10 protein-coding genes and 1 tRNA gene are annotated in these 15,356 nt (G+C 64.9%); 10 read left to right on the forward strand and 1 reads right to left on the reverse strand.

Annotation, left to right across the window (positions count from 1 at the left end):
• Both ACN5W5_RS03165 and ACN5W5_RS03170 read left to right on the forward strand, forming a co-directional pair.
• Window positions 1-3,150 carry an efflux RND transporter permease subunit gene (locus ACN5W5_RS03165; protein WP_420047136.1) on the forward strand — a complete coding sequence of 1,050 codons (3,150 nt, stop codon included), beginning with the start codon at window positions 1-3 and terminating at the stop codon, window positions 3,148-3,150.
• Window positions 3,151-3,224: 74 nt separating this feature from the next.
• Complete coding sequence (locus ACN5W5_RS03170) at window positions 3,225-4,124, forward strand: LysR family transcriptional regulator (protein ID WP_420047137.1); 900 nt, start codon at window positions 3,225-3,227, stop codon at window positions 4,122-4,124.
• Between the two features lie 9 nt (window positions 4,125-4,133).
• Here the strand turns inward: ACN5W5_RS03170 and ACN5W5_RS03175 are convergent, their stop codons facing one another.
• The gene (locus ACN5W5_RS03175; protein WP_420047138.1) at window positions 4,134-5,369 is read right to left on the reverse strand and encodes a D-amino acid dehydrogenase; all 1,236 of its coding nucleotides are present in this window, start codon (window positions 5,367-5,369) and stop codon (window positions 4,134-4,136) included.
• Window positions 5,370-5,564: 195 nt separating this feature from the next.
• Between ACN5W5_RS03175 and ACN5W5_RS03180 the strand changes: the two genes are divergently transcribed.
• The 8 genes from ACN5W5_RS03180 to clpX all read left to right on the forward strand — a co-directional run bounded on the left by ACN5W5_RS03180 (window position 5,565) and on the right by clpX (window position 15,314).
• The gene (locus tag ACN5W5_RS03180; protein WP_420047139.1) at window positions 5,565-6,902 is read left to right on the forward strand and encodes an aspartate aminotransferase family protein; all 1,338 of its coding nucleotides are present in this window, start codon (window positions 5,565-5,567) and stop codon (window positions 6,900-6,902) included.
• A 233-nt stretch (window positions 6,903-7,135) separates the two neighbouring features.
• Window positions 7,136-8,122, forward strand: a complete 987-nt coding sequence (locus tag ACN5W5_RS03185) for a TAXI family TRAP transporter solute-binding subunit (RefSeq protein WP_420047140.1) — start codon at window positions 7,136-7,138, stop codon at window positions 8,120-8,122.
• Window positions 8,123-8,229: 107 nt separating this feature from the next.
• Window positions 8,230-10,806 carry a TRAP transporter permease gene (locus ACN5W5_RS03190; protein ID WP_420047141.1) on the forward strand — a complete coding sequence of 859 codons (2,577 nt, stop codon included), beginning with the start codon at window positions 8,230-8,232 and terminating at the stop codon, window positions 10,804-10,806.
• Window positions 10,803-11,489: an arylsulfatase gene (locus ACN5W5_RS03195; protein ID WP_420047142.1), complete on the forward strand. Its 687-nt coding sequence runs from the start codon at window positions 10,803-10,805 to the stop codon at window positions 11,487-11,489. Before ACN5W5_RS03190 ends, ACN5W5_RS03195 begins: the two co-directional genes overlap by 4 nt.
• A 71-nt stretch (window positions 11,490-11,560) precedes the next feature.
• A tRNA-Leu gene (locus ACN5W5_RS03200) sits at window positions 11,561-11,647 on the forward strand.
• Window positions 11,648-11,718: 71 nt separating this feature from the next.
• Window positions 11,719-13,029, forward strand: coding sequence for a trigger factor (tig, locus tag ACN5W5_RS03205; RefSeq protein WP_420047143.1), 1,311 nt, complete (start codon window positions 11,719-11,721; stop codon window positions 13,027-13,029).
• Window positions 13,030-13,257: 228 nt separating this feature from the next.
• Window positions 13,258-13,878 (forward strand): ATP-dependent Clp endopeptidase proteolytic subunit ClpP, encoded by a 621-nt coding sequence (gene clpP / locus ACN5W5_RS03210; protein ID WP_290964268.1) that lies wholly within the window; start codon window positions 13,258-13,260, stop codon window positions 13,876-13,878.
• Window positions 13,879-14,048: 170 nt separating this feature from the next.
• Window positions 14,049-15,314 (forward strand): ATP-dependent Clp protease ATP-binding subunit ClpX, encoded by a 1,266-nt coding sequence (clpX, locus tag ACN5W5_RS03215; RefSeq protein WP_420047144.1) that lies wholly within the window; start codon window positions 14,049-14,051, stop codon window positions 15,312-15,314.
• The last annotated feature ends 42 nt before the right edge of the window (window positions 15,315-15,356 follow it).

Consider the following 15,356-nt stretch of genomic DNA (forward strand, 5'->3'; position numbering starts at 1 on the left):
ATGAGCGAACACCAACCGAACACCACCGACGGGACCCGCTCCTGGGTCTCGCGATTCAACCTCTCGCAGTGGGCGCTGGACCACCAGGCCTTCACCCGCTACCTGATGATCGTGCTGATGCTGCTGGGTGTGGCGGCGTACTTCCAGCTCGGCCAGGACGAAGACCCGCCGTTCACCTTCCGTGCCATGGTGGTGCGCGCCTACTGGCCTGGCGCCACGGCGCAGCAGATGGCCGAGCAGGTGTCGGACCGGATTGAGAAGACGCTTCAGGAAGTGCCCTACGCGGACAAGATCCGCAGCTATTCCAAACCCGGCGAGTCGGTGGTGCTGTTCCAGGTCAAGGACTCGTCGCCGCCGGACGAGGTGCAGCAGATCTGGTACACGACGCGCAAGAAGATCGGCGACATGCGCAGCACGTTGCCGCAGGGTGTGGTCGGGCCCTTCTTCAACGACGAATTTGGCGATGTCTTCGGTGTCATCTACGCGCTGCAGGGCGAGGGCTTTTCGCCCGCCGACCTGAAGCAGGTGGCCGACGACGTACGCCAGCGCCTGCTGCGAGTGAAAGACGTGAACAAGGTCGAGCTCTTTGGCGTGCAGGATGAGAAGCTGTATGTCGAGATCTCCCAGAAGCGCCTGGCGGTGCTGGGGCTGGACATGCCCCAGGTGCTGGCAGCGCTGGGCCAGCAGAATGCGGTCGAATCGGCGGGTGCGGTGCAGGCGCCGGCCGATGCGGTGCAGGTGCGGGTGGAGGGGGCGTTCAACTCGTCGGAGCAGCTGCGCGCCATGCCGATCCGCGCCGCCAACGGCACACAACTGCGCCTGGGCGACATCGCCGACATCCACCTGGGTTATGCGGATCCGGCGCAGGTGAAGGTGCGCCACAACGGCGAGGACAGCATCGCGCTGGGCATCTCCATGGCCAAGGGCGGCGACATCATCGCGCTGGGTCAGGCGCTGCGGTTGGCGGTGGTCGACATCGAGGCGCACCTGCCCGCCGGCATGAAGCTGGTGCAGGTGCAGGACCAGCCGACCGCGGTGGCGCGCTCGGTGAACGAGTTCGTGAAGGTGCTGATTGAGGCCGTGCTGATCGTGCTCGCGGTGAGCTTTCTGGCGCTCGGCCTGCACAAGCGTCCGGGGGGCAGCGGCTTGCGTCGCTACGTGCTGGACGTGCGGCCCGGCCTGGTGGTGTTCATCACCATCCCGCTGGTGCTGGCCATCACCTTCCTGGCCATGCAGTACTGGGGCATCGGCCTGCACAAGATCTCGCTCGGTTCGCTCATCATTGCGCTGGGTCTGCTGGTGGACGACGCGATCATCGCGGTGGAAATGATGGTGCGCAAGCTCGAAGAGGGCTACACCATGATGAAGGCGGCGACCTTCACCTGGGACGCCACCGCCATGCCCATGCTCACCGGCACGCTGATCACCGCGGCCGGTTTCCTGCCCATCGGCATGGCGAACTCCGCCGTGGGTGAATACACCTTTGCGATCTTCGCGGTGACGGTGATCGCGCTGGTGCTGTCGTGGATCGTGGCGGTGATGTTCGTGCCTTACCTGGGTGTGAAGCTGCTCAAGGTCAAGCCCCATGTGGGCCCGGCCCACGAGGTGTTTGATGGACCGTTCTATGTGCGCTTTCGCGCGCTGGTGGACTGGTGTGTGCAGCATCGCTGGATCACCATCGGCCTGACCATCGCCACCTTTGTGCTGGGCATGGTGGGCATGGGCCAGGTGCAGCAGCAGTTTTTCCCCGATTCGAGCCGGCCGGAGATCCTGGTGGACGTGTGGTTGCCCGAAGGCAGCAACGTCGCCGCCATGGACGAGGTGAGCCATCGTCTGGAGCAGCGCCTGGCAAGCGAGGCCGGAGTGACCAGCGTGACCAGCTGGGTGGGCTCTGGCGTGCCGCGCTTTTATCTGCCGATTGACCAGATCTTTCCGCAGTCGAACGTGGCGCAGATGATCGTGCTGCCGAAAGACCTGCCAACGCGCGAAACCCTGCGCAAGCAGTTGCCCACCTTGCTGGCGACCGAGTTTCCTGAGCTGCGCGGACGCGTGAAGCTGTTGGCCAACGGACCGCCGGTGCCGTACCCGGTGCAGTTCCGCGTGGTCGGGCCCGACCCCGCGGTGCTGCGCGGCCTGGCCGACGAGGTGAAGGCCGCGATGCGCCAGAGCCCGAACACGCGCGGCGTGAACGACAACTGGAACGAGTCGGTCAAGGTGCTGCGCCTGGAAGTGGACCAGGCCAAGGCGCGCGCGCTGGGCGTGAGTAGCCAGTCCATCGCGCAGGCCTCGCGCACCAACCTCACGGGCAGCACCGTGGGCCAGTACCGCGATGGCGACAAGCTGATCGACATCGTGTTGCGCCAGCCACTGGACGAGCGCAACTCCCTCTCTGCCCTGGGCAACGGCTACCTGCCCACCGCCAGCGGCAAGAGCATCCCGCTGCTGCAGATCGCCCGGCCGGTCCCGGGCTGGGAGCCGGGTGTGATCTGGCGCGAGAACCGCGAATTCGCGATCACGGTGCAAAGCGACGTGGTGGAGGGCCTGCAGGGCGCGACCGTCACCGCCGAGCTGCAACCGGCCCTCAAGCTGATCAGCGACAGCTGGGCCGGGCGTGGGCTGGCGGGTTACCAGGTGCAGGTGGCCGGCGCGGTGGAGGAGAGCAGCAAGGGGTCGTCGTCGATCGCGGCGGGTATTCCGGTGATGCTGTTTCTCACCTTCACGTTGCTGATGCTGCAGTTGCAAAGCTTCAGCCGTTCGCTGCTGGTGTTTCTTACCGGCCCGCTGGGCCTGGCGGGTGTGGCCGGTGCGCTGCTGCTGCTGAACCGGCCGTTCGGCTTCGTGGCCCTGCTGGGCGTGATCGCGCTCATGGGCATGATCCAGCGCAATTCCGTGATCCTGATCGACCAGATCGAGCAGGACCGTGCGCGCGGCGTGCCCGCCTGGGACGCGATCGTCGAAGCGGCGGTGCGCCGCATGCGGCCCATCGTGCTCACCGCTGCGGCGGCCGTGCTGGCCATGATCCCGCTCTCGCGCAGCGTGTTCTGGGGGCCGATGGCCGTGGCCATCATGGGAGGGCTGATCGTGGCCACCGTGCTCACGCTGCTGGCCCTGCCGGCCATGTACGCGGCCTGGTTCAGGGTCCGGCGGTAACACCTGCGGCCGGGCAAAGCCCGTTCCGCGGTGTTCTGAAGAAAGCGTGCCACGCAAGCCCCACAATCTCGCGCATGCGCCTGCGTCACATCGAAGTCTTCAACGCCGTCATGCTCACCGGCAGCGTGAGCGCGGCGGCCCGCATGATCAACGTCACGCAGCCGGCCGTCAGCCGCACGCTGCAACACGCCGAGCTGCAGCTCGGATTCCAGCTCTTCCAGCGAGAGGGTGGGCGGCTCCGGCCGACGGTGGAGGCGCAGGCGCTTTACCCGCACATCGAGCGCCTCTTCAGCCAGCTTGAAGAAGTGCAGCGCCTCTCTGCCAGCCTCAAGGCCGGGCGCGGCAAGGGCGAGCTGCGTGTGCTCACCGTGCTGGCGCTGAGTTACGAGATATTTCCCCGCGCCATGCGCCTGTTCCGCGAGAAACATCCTGCCGTGGTGGTGCACCACGAGGCACTGCACTCGCCGCAGATCGTCTCTTCGCTGGTGCTGCAGGAGGCCGACGTGGGGTACGTCTTCAGCGCCGTTTCGCACCCCGCGCTGGTGCAGGAACAGCTGGCGCAACGGCGCGTGGTCTGCGTGGTGCCCAAGGGACTGCTGCCCGCCCGACAGGTCAAGACCGGCTCCATCACCTTGGCCCAGTTGTCGAAGCTGCCGGTGATCGCGCTCGACGGGCAGGACCCGCTGGGCATCCTGCTGGCGCACGCGGTGCGCGACAGCGGCACCGGCCTGCAGGAGGTGATGACCGTGCAGACCTACCATGTGGCACTGGCCTTGGCGCACCACGGCGTGGGCGTGGCCATGGTGGAGGGCTGCACCGCGGCCTCTGCCGATCCCGAGCGGGTGGACGTGCTGATGCTCGAGCCCGAGTTGCCCACTGCCGTGCACACGCTGCGCCCCGTGGCACGACCGAATTCACTGACCGCGCGCGCCTTCACCCGCTGCATGCAACAGGCGCTGCTGCAGGTGGGATAAGGCGACGTCCTATGAGTTCAGCGCGCTGGCCACACGCGACGCGCTGCCAAAGGCCAGCGTGAAACCCAGGGCGCCGTGGCCGGTATTGAACAGCAGGTTGGCGGGCGAGCCCGGCAGCCGCCCCAGCACCGGCAGTCCGGTGGGTGTGGCCGGTCGCAGGCCGGCCCAGGGCTGAACGTCATCGAATCCGCCCGCCTGCGGAAACAGTGCGCGCGTGCTGGCCACGAGCGACGCAATGCGATCGGCGGGGATGGTCCGGTCGTGACCCACGAGCTCGGCCATGCCGGCCACGCGCAGGCGATCCCCGATGCGGGCGAACACCACCTTGCGCGCGGCATCGGTCACGTTCACGCGCGGCGCCGCGCCAGCGGCCTCGCTGGCCTGCAGGGTGATGCTGTAACCCTTCAAGGGATAAACCGGCACGTCCAGCCCCAGCGGAGCGGCCAGACGCTGCGAGCCGCTGCCGAGCGCGACGACGAAGGCATCGGCCTCGACGGGCCCCTCGCGGGTCTCGGCGGCCACGATGCGCGCGCCCACGCGCACCAGGCGCGTGACCTCGGTCTGAAACAGGAAGCGCACGCCGAGAGCCTGCAGTCGGTGCTGCAGCGCCTCGCACACCTTGAAGCAATCGGCGGCGCACTCGCTCGGCGTGTGGATGGCGCCCGCGAAGTTCGCCGCGTGGTGGGCCAGCGCGGGCTCGATCGCCACCGCCTCCGCCGGCGTGAGGGCATGCTGCACCGTGCCCAGGCTGCTTTGCAGCGCCATCTGCCGGCGCGCGCTGGCGAAAGCCGCGGCGTCGGGGTAGAGCACCAGCTTGCCGGTGGCGGAGAAGTCGCAGGGCATTGCTGTCTGTGCCATCAACTGCTCGAAGGCGGCGCGGCTCTCGGCGGCCAGTGTGAGCAGGCTGGCCGTGGTGCCACGCGAGACGCTGCCGCGGCACGCGGCCAGGAAGCGCAGGCCCCAGGCCCATTGGTGCGGGTCCATGCGCAGGCGGAATTTCAGGGGTGAGTCGGGCGCGAGCAGCAGCTTGGGCAACTGCAGCCACAGGGCAGGGTCCGCCAGCGGTTGCACGTAGGAATAGCTGAGTTGCGCGCCGTTGGCGCCGCTGGCGCCCGCGCCGGTCTGTGCGCTGTCGACCACGGTCACCTGGTGGCCGTCGCGGTGCAGTTGCCAGGCCGTGGCCAGACCGACGATGCCGGCACCGAGCACGCAGACGTGCTGCATGGGAGGGGGGTTGGAGCTCATGGAGCCACACTGTAGGCAGAAGGCGGCGTTCTGGAAAATGCCGATCGCATCGATTGCCATGCTTGGAAGTCATGGGTGCCGCTGGCGCCATGGAGCCATAAACCAAGGGCATGGGACGGGAACAAAAAAGCATTCCCAGTGGCGGGCGCTGCTCCGTAAACTGCGGAGACCGTCCTTCTCAACCAACGTTGCCTCATGAATCCCACCCACGTTTTCCATCGCCAGCTGCACCACGACCTGCCCGTGGCCGCGAGCGGACAAGGCATCACCCTCACCGATGCACAAGGCAAGTCCTACCTGGATGCTTCCGGCGGCGCGGCGGTTTCCTGCCTGGGCCATGGTCATCCGGACGTGATCGCGGCCATGCACGCGCAGATCGATCGATTGGCCTATGCCCACACCAGTTTTTTCACCACCGCCGTGGCCGAAGAACTGGCCGACGTGCTGATCGAATCCGCGCCGGCCGGCATGAGCCACGTGTATTTCGTCAGTGGCGGCTCGGAGGCCGTCGAGGCGGCGCTGAAGATGGCGCGGCAGTACTTCGTGGAGATCGGTCAGCCACAGCGGCACCATTTCATCGCCCGGCGCCAGAGTTACCACGGCAACACGCTGGGCGCGCTGGCGGTGGGCGGCAACGCCTGGCGACGCGAGCAGTTCAAACCCTTGCTGATGGACGTGACCCACGTCGCACCGTGCTACGAATACCGGGATCGACGGGCCGACGAGACGCCCGAGCAGTACGGCCAGCGCCTGGTGGCCGAGCTGGCCGAGGTCATTGACCAACTCGGGGGCGAGAACGTGATGGCCTTCGTGGCCGAAACCATCGGTGGCGCCACGGCCGGCGTGCTCACGCCCGTGCCCGGGTACTTCAAGGGCGTGCGCGAGCTGTGCGACCGCCACGGCATCCTGCTCATCCTGGACGAAGTGATGTGCGGCATGGGCCGCAGCGGCACGCTGCACGCCTGTGAGCAGGAAAGCGTGGTGCCCGATCTGCTGACCATTGCCAAAGGCCTGGGCGGCGGTTATCAGCCCATTGGTGCGGTGCTGGCGCAGGGGCGGCTGGTGGAGGCCTTCCGCCAGGGCAGCGGGCTGTTCCAGCACGGCCACACCTACCTCGGTCATGCGGTGGCCTGCGCCGCAGCGCTGGCGGTGCAGCGCGTGATCCAGCGCGACGGCTTGTTGGATCAGGTGAAGGCCCGTGGGCACACGCTGCAGGCCTTGCTTCAGCAGGCTTTCGACGATCACCCGCATGTGGGTGACATCCGCGGGCGTGGCCTCTTCTGGGGCATCGAGCTGGTGGCCGACCGCGGGTCGAAGCAGTGGTTTCACCCGGAGCGGCGCCTGCACGCACGCATCAAGAGCGAAGCCATGGCCGAAGGCCTGATGGTCTATCCCATGGGCGGCACGGTGGACGGCCGTTGCGGCGACCACGTGCTGCTGGCGCCGCCCTTCATTGCCACCGAGGCCGATCTCGGCCAGATCGTGACACGCCTGCGCAGCAGCGTGGACCGGGCCATTGCCGCGAAGACCTGAGAAGCACTGGTCACCAGCGCCGGCTTGCTGTATAAGTTTTATGACTGAGCCATTACAGATGCAATATCCAAGGTGAAACCCGGTCGGATCCTGCGCGACAGCGGGGTAGCATCGCGGCTTGCCTTGGACCCGATGGTCCTCCCGCTGTGTCCCATGCGGGTTGGCCCATGTCCCTTCCCGGTTTCGCCTCACGAGGGCGTCCGGTTCGTCTCGTTCAATCACAAGGAGTCAGCATGACCATATCCCTGAAAGCAACCGCTTCCCGCTTCTCGCTCGCTGCCGCCGTTCTGGCGCTGTCAGCCCCCCTGGCCCCCGTGCAGGCACAGCAGAAGTTCATGACCATCGGCACGGGTGGCGTGACGGGCGTGTACTACGCCGCGGGCGGCGCCATCTGCAGGCTGGTCAACAAGGACCGCGCCAAGCACGGCTTTCGCTGCTCGGTGGAGTCCACCGGCGGTTCGGTGGTGAACATCAACACCATCAAGGCGGGTGAACTCGATTTCGGCGTGTCCCAGTCGGACGTGCAGTACAACGCTTTCAATGGCACCAAACAGTTCGAAAAGGACGGCAAGCACACCGACCTGCGCGCGGTGTTCTCCATCCACCCCGAGCCCTTCACCGTGTTGTCGCGCAAGGAAGCCAACATCACCAAGTTTGACGATCTGAAGGGCAAACGTTTCAACGTCGGCAACCCTGGCTCGGGCACGCGCGCCGCCATGGACGAATACCTGGCCAGCAGCGGTGGCAAGATCAGCGACTTCGGTCTGGCCGCCGAGCTCAAGGCAGACGAACACGGTGCGGCCCTGTGCGACAACAAGATCGATGGTTTCTTCTACGGCGTGGGGCACCCCAGCGCCAACATCCAGGACCCGATCACCACCTGCGGCGCCAGGCTGGTGCCCATGACCGGCCCGGCCGTGGACAAACTGGTCAAGGCCAACAGCTACTACGCCAAGGTCAACATCCCCGGCGGTCTGTACGCCGGTCACCCGAACCCCACGCCCACCTATGGCGTGCTGGCTTCGTTCGTGACCTCGGCCAAAGTTTCTGACGTGGCGGTTTACGAACTGGTCAAGGCCGTGTTCGAGAACTTCGACGAATTCAAGAAACTGCACCCGGCTTTCGCGGGTCTCGATCCGAAAAACATGATCAAGGATGGCCTGTCGGCTCCGCTGCACCCCGGTGCCGTGAAGTACTACAAGGAAAAAGGCTGGATGTAAGGTCCTGCTGTCTGCCACGGTCCTCCCGGACTGACGCCGCAAAGAAGCTCTGACCCGTCAGGGCTTTTTTGTTGGTCTTTTTTCATCACCACAACACTCAAGTCCGAATGAACACCCCCACCGCACCCGAAGTCGACGTCAACCAGCTGGTTGCCGACAACGACACCGGCGGTCGCTCACCCGGCCCCTGGATGAGTCGAATGCTGCTGGCCGTCGCACTGGCCTGGTCTGTGTTCCAACTCTGGATCGCCTCGCCGTTGCCGTTCAGCCTGGGCATTCTGGTGTTCAACGACACCGAGACTCGCGCCATCCACCTCGCTTTTGCGGTGTTCCTGTCGTACATGGCGTACCCAGCGTTCCGGCGCTCACCACGCGGCCATGTGCCTGTCACCGACTGGGTGTTTGCGCTGGTGGGCACCTTTTGTGCCGCCTACCTGTTCCTCTTCTACAACGAACTGGCCACCCGGCCCGGCCAGCCGACCACGATGGACGTCTACACCGGCGCGGTCGGTCTCGTGTTGCTGCTCGAAGCGACCCGGCGCGTGCTGGGCCTGCCCATGGTGATCGTGGCGCTCGTGTTTCTGGGCTACACCTTCGGCGGGCCTTACATGCCCGACATGATCGCCCACCGCGGCTTCTCGCTCAACCGCGCCATGAGCCACCAGTGGCTGACCACCGAAGGCGTGTTCGGTGTTGCGCTCGGTGTGTCCAGCGGTTTCATTTTCCTGTTCGTGCTGTTTGGCTCGCTGCTCGACAAGGCGGGTGCCGGCAACTACTTCATCAAGTCGGCCTTTGCTCTGCTGGGCCACATGCGCGGTGGCCCGGCCAAGGCGGCGGTGCTGTCTTCGGCGGCCACCGGCATCATTTCCGGCTCGTCGATCGCCAACGTGGTGACCACCGGCACCTTCACCATCCCGCTCATGAAGCGGGTCGGCTACCGACCCGATCAGGCCGGTGCGGTCGAGGTGTCGAGCTCGGTGAACGGCCAGATCATGCCGCCGGTGATGGGCGCGGCCGCCTTCCTGATGGTGGAGTATGTCGGCATTCCCTACATCGAGGTGATGAAGCACGCGTTCCTGCCGGCCATCATCTCGTACATCGCACTGCTCTACATCGTGCACCTGGAGGCCCTCAAGGCCAACATGGTCGGACTGCCGCGCCGCGGCACGGCCACGGCCGGCCAGCGCCTGATGTCGTTTGCCATGACCGTGGCCGGGTTCATCGTGCTCTCCGGTGTGGTGTACTGGGGCGTTGGCTGGATCAAGACCGCCATGGGCGACGCCGCCATCTGGGTGGTCGGCGCCGGTCTGCTGGCCAGCTATGTCGGTCTGCTCTGGTTTGGTGCCAGACAGCCCGCCCTGGAGCTGGACGATCCGAACGCCCCCGTGTTTGAACTGCCCGAAACCGGACCCACCGTGAAGTCCGGCCTGCACTACCTGTTGGCTGTGGTGGTGCTGATCTGGTGCCTGATGGTTGAGCAGATGTCGCCAGGCCTGTCCGCCTTCTGGGCCACGCTCTTCATGATCTTCGTCATGCTCACGCAAAAGCCCATCATCGCGGCGTTTCGCGGGCACGGCGGCCTGGGCGCTGCCACCCGGCAGGGTTTTGTCGACCTGGTGGATGGCCTGGCCACCGGCGCACGCAACATGATCGGCATCGGCGTGGCCACCGCGGCCGCCGGCATCATCGTGGGCACGGTGTCGCTCACCGGCGTGGGCCTGGTCATGACCGAACTGGTTGAACTGCTCTCGGGTGGCAATCTCATGCTCATGCTGGTGCTGGTGGCGCTCATCAGCCTGATCCTGGGCATGGGCCTGCCCACCACGGCCAACTACATCGTGGTGTCCACGCTGATGGCGCCGGTGGTGGTGGAGCTGGGCGCCCAAAGCGGCCTGATCGTCCCCCTGATCGCGGTGCACATGTTCGTGTTCTATTTCGGCCTCATGGCCGACGTGACGCCGCCGGTGGGCCTGGCGTCGTTTGCGGCCGCCGCCATTGCGCGCGCCGACCCCATCAAGACCGGTATCACCGCCTTCTACTACAGCATGCGCACGGCCATTCTGCCGTTCCTCTTCATCTTCAACACCCAGCTGCTGCTGATCGGACTGACCGGCCCTCTGCACCTGATCCTCACCGTGGTCAGTGCCACGGTGGCGATGCTGGTGTTTGCGGCGGCCACGCAAGGCTTTTTCCTGGTGAAGTCGCGCTGGTATGAAACCCTGGCTTTGTTGCTGATCACCTTCACCTTGTTCCGCCCCGGTTACTGGTGGGACATGCTGTACCCGCCGTTTGATGAAGTGCCTGCGGCCCAGATGACGTCTCTCATCGAACAAGCCCCTGCCGGTTCGGGCAAGCGCGTCTGGATCGAAGGCATGAACATGAACGGCGATGACATCCGCAAAGGCGTGCTGCTGCCCCTGGGCGAGCCCGGCACTGCCCGCGAGCGCATGGCCAGCGCGGGGTTGACCGTGATGGCGCAGGGCGACGAGCTGCTGATTGCCGCCGTGAAATTTGGCAGCCCGGCTGAAAAGCTGGGCATGGAGCAGGGCTTCCGCATCGTGTCGGCCGAGGTGCCGGCCGAACGCCCGGCCAAAGAGTGGTTGTTTCTGCCCTCGTTGGCCTTGTTGTTGCTGGTGATGGGGCTGCAGCGTGCACGCAGGTCTCGCTTGGGTGTGCCGGCGTGACGCGCATCGCGCTCATTCATGCGCTGGCGCATTCGGTAGCGCCGATCAACGACGAGTTGCAGCACACCTGGCCCGAGGCGACTCGGATGAATCTGCTCGATGACAGCCTGTCGGCCGATCTGGCACGCAGCGGGCAGGGGCTGGATGCAGCGATGCACCGGCGCTTCGAGACGCTCGCCGCCTATGCCGAAAGCACGGGCGCGCAGGCCATCCTGTTCACCTGCTCGGCGTTCGGGGCCTGCATCGAAGCGGTGGCGGCGAAGCGGCCCCACATGCCCGTGCTCAAACCGAACGAAGCGATGGTGGCTGAGGCGGTGGCGCTGGGGGGACGGATCGGATTGATCGCTTCGTTCGCCCCCACGCTGGCATCGATGCCGCCGGAGTTCCCGGCGGGAACCGATCTCCGCACGCAGCTCGCCGGTGGTGCGCTCGCCGCGCTCAACGCGGGCGATACGGCCGGCCACGACGCGCAGGTGGTTCTGGCCGCGCAGGCGCTGGCCCGCCAGGGCTGCACCGTCATTGCGCTCGCCCAGTTCAGCATGGCGCGCGCGCAGGCGGCGGTGCAGCAGGCGGTGGACCTGCCGGTGCTGACCACGCCGGAGAGCGCTGTGCGGGCGCTGCGTCAGCGTCTGGGCGCCGTTGGGCCAGTGGCGAAAGGCGAGGGCAAGCAACCGCTACAATAGAAGGTTGCCGAAAAGCGGGGTTCCAAGTCTTACAGCCTCAACCGTTGCTGTGACTTGCCCGAGTGTCAGGCGCGCGGGTGGCGAAATTGGTAGACGCACCAGGTTTAGGTCCTGACGCCAGCAATGGTGTGGGGGTTCGAGTCCCCCCCCGCGCACCACCTCTCAGACGAACAGATTTTTTCCGGTTGGCCAGAGTGGCTGGTTGACCGACATCCTTTTGGAGAAAGCCATGACCGTGACTGTTGAAACCCTTGAAAAGCTCGAGCGCAAGATCACGCTCACGCTGCCGGCCGACGTGATCCAGAACGAGGTGACCAAGCGCCTCAAGGACGTGGCCCGCAAGGTCAAGATGGACGGTTTCCGTCCCGGAAAAGTGCCCATGAGCGTGGTGGCCCAGCAGTACGGTTACTCGGTGCACTACGAAGTCATGAACGACAAGGTCGGCGAGGCTTTTGCCACCGCTGCCAACGAAGCCAAGCTGCGCGTCGCTGGTCAGCCCAAGATCACCGAAAAGGAAGAATCGCCCGAAGGCCAGCTGGCTTTTGACGCCGTCTTCGAGGTGTATCCCGAAGTCAAGATCGAAGACCTGTCCACCGCTGAAGTCGAAAAAATCTCGGCCGAAGTCGACGACGCCGCCATCGACCGCACGCTGGACATCCTGCGCAAGCAGCGCCGCACCTTCGCGCAACGCGCACAGGACCAGGCCGCAGCCGACGGTGACCGCGTCACCATCGACTTCGCCGGCAAGATCGACGGTGAAGCCTTTGAAGGCGGCAAGGCCGAAGGCTTCCAGTTCATCGTCGGTGACGGCCAGATGCTCAAGGAATTTGAAGACGCCGTGCGCGGCATGAAGTCGGGCGAGTCCAAAACCTTCCCGCTGGCCTTCCCCGCGGATTACCACGGCAAGGACGTGGCCGGCAAGACAGCCGATTTCCTGGTCACGGTCAACAAGATTGAAGCCGCCCACCTGCCCGACGTGGACGAAGCCCTGGCCAAGTCGCTCGGCATCGCCGAAGGCACGGTCGAAGGCCTGCGCGCCGACATCAAGAAAAACCTGGAGCGCGAAGTCAAGCACCGCCTGCAGGCCCGCAACAAGCAGGCCGCGATGGACGCCCTGGCGGCCAAGGCCGAGCTGGATCTGCCGAAGTCGGTGGTGCAGGCCGAACTCGACCGCCTGGTTGAAGGCGCCCGTGCCGACCTCAAGCAGCGTGGTGTGAAAGACGCCGACAAGGCGCCGATCCCTGACGACCTGTTCCGTCCCCAGGCCGAGCGCCGCGTGCGCCTGGGCCTGGTGGTGGCCGAGCTGGTGCGCGCCAACGAGCTGCACGCCACGTCCGAACAGATCAAGGCCCACATTGACGAGCTGGCCGCTTCCTACGAAAAGCCGGCCGACGTCGTGCGCTGGTACACCAGCGACAACCGCCGAATGGCCGAAGTCGAGGCCATCGTGATTGAAAACAACGTGACCGAGTTCGTGCTGTCCAAGGCCAAGATCAATCAAAAATCGATCAGCTTCGAAGAGCTGATGGGCCAAGCCTGATCTTCCGCACACAGCGGCCCGGCGTTCGGGCCGCTGCGGCATCGGTCGGGACCTGCGGTCGCGCGGGATTCGGAGGGGCGGAGCAATCCGCCCTTTTTTGTTCCCCGGCGCTTGCCTTTTTCAACAGGCACGCCATATGCATGCTTCGGCCATAGCCGCAACCCTGTGGCGGCTTTGGCAGGTTGGTTACAGTAGTGGCATGTTATGCATCAACACATGGAGAAACGCATGAGCGCAATGGACATTCAGGGCTTGGGCATGGTGCCCATGGTGATCGAGACCTCGGGCCGCGGTGAGCGCGCCTACGACATCTATTCGCGCCTGCTCCGGGAGCGGGTGATCTTTCTGGTGGGCGAAGTCAATGACCATTCGGCCAACCTGGTGGTCGCTCAGCTGCTGTTTCTGGAAAGTGAAAATCCGGACAAGGACATTTCCTTCTACATCAACTCGCCCGGCGGTTCTGTGAGCGCCGGCATGGCGATCTTCGACACGATGAACTTCATCAAGCCCGACGTGTCTACGCTGTGCTGCGGCTTCGCGGCCAGCATGGGCGCGTTCCTGTTGGCCGCAGGGACCAAGGGCAAGCGCTTCTCGCTGCCCAACTCCAAGATCATGATTCACCAGCCTTCGGGTGGCAGCCGCGGTCAGGCGACCGAGATCGAGATCCAGGCGCGCGAGATTCTCAAGACCCGAGAGCAGCTGAACAAGATCCTGGCCGAGCGTACCGGCCAGCCTCTGGACCGCATTGCGCGCGACACTGAGCGCGACTACTACATGTCGGCCGCCGAATCGGCCGAATATGGCCTGATCGACAAGGTCATCGACAAGCGTGGGGCTATCGCAGCCTGATGCCGATGGACCGGTGGCGCACCTTCTCGTGGCGTTCATCGGTCCAGAATCCCCACCAAACCGCCTGATTCGTGCCAAAAGAGGCGCTTTTTCGGCATTTGGTACATCGCAGGCTTGAACTATCATTGTTCCCGTTGCACTCCTCTTCGTCTATCTGAACTCCCAATCTCATGGCCGACAAAAAAGCCGTCTCCGGTGAAAAAGCGCTCTACTGCTCGTTTTGTGGCAAGAGCCAGCACGAGGTCAAGAAGCTGATCGCGGGCCCCTCGGTGTTCATCTGCGACGAGTGCATCGAGCTGTGCAACGACATCATCCGCGACGAACTGCCGGGACTGGAATCGGTCAAGGCGTCCGGCGATGAGGTGCCCACGCCCGCTGAACTGAAGGGCAATCTGGACAGCTACGTGATCGGTCAGGAAGGGGCCAAGCGGGCTCTGGCGGTGGCGGTCTACAACCACTACAAACGCCTGCGTCACAAGCTGACCGCGCGCAAGGACGAGGTGGAGCTGGCCAAGAGCAACATCCTGCTGATCGGCCCAACCGGCTCGGGCAAGACGTTGCTGGCCCAGACCATGGCCCGCATGCTCAACGTGCCGTTTGTCATGGCCGACGCCACCACACTGACCGAAGCCGGTTACGTGGGCGAAGACGTGGAAAACATCGTGGCCAAGCTGCTGCAGAGCTGCAACTACGACGTCGAGCGCGCGCAGCAAGGCATCGTCTACATCGACGAAATCGACAAGATCACCCGCAAGTCCGACAACCCGTCCATCACGCGTGACGTGTCGGGCGAAGGTGTGCAGCAGGCACTGCTCAAGCTGATCGAAGGAACGATGGCTTCGGTGCCGCCCCAGGGCGGCCGCAAGCACCCGAACCAGGATTTCCTGCAGGTCGACACGACCAACATTCTGTTCATCTGTGGCGGTGCGTTTGCTGGGCTGGAAAAGATCATTGAGAACCGCACCGAAGCCTCCGGCATGGGGTTCAATGCCGTCGTCAAAAGCAAGCAGCAGCGCAGCCTGACCGAGTCTTTCAAGGAAATCGAGCCGGAAGACCTGATCAAGTTCGGCCTGATTCCCGAGCTCGTGGGGCGTGTGCCGGTGATTGCCGCGCTGTCCGAGCTCAGCGAGGATGCCTTGGTCGAAATCCTGACCGAACCCAAGAATGCCGTGGTCAAGCAGTTCGCACGCCTGCTGTCCATGGAGGGTGCGGAGCTGGAAGTCCGCCCCGCTGCCCTCAAAGCCATTGCCCGCAAAGCGCTGGTGCGCAAGACTGGCGCGCGCGGTTTGCGCTCGATACTGGAAAACGCGCTGATCGACACCATGTTCGATCTGCCAGGCATGAGCAACGTGGAGAAAGTCGTGGTGGACGAGTCCACCATTGAGGAGAACAAGCCTCCCCTGCTGGTCTACCGCGAAGCGGCCAAACAGGCCTGATCGGTAGCGGGCATGTGTGAGTGAATGCATGCCCAAGTTGAT

Origin of the sequence: Hydrogenophaga sp. ZJX-1 (assembly GCF_048590325.1) — a bacterium.
In the GTDB taxonomy this organism is placed as follows: domain Bacteria; phylum Pseudomonadota; class Gammaproteobacteria; order Burkholderiales; family Burkholderiaceae_C; genus Hydrogenophaga.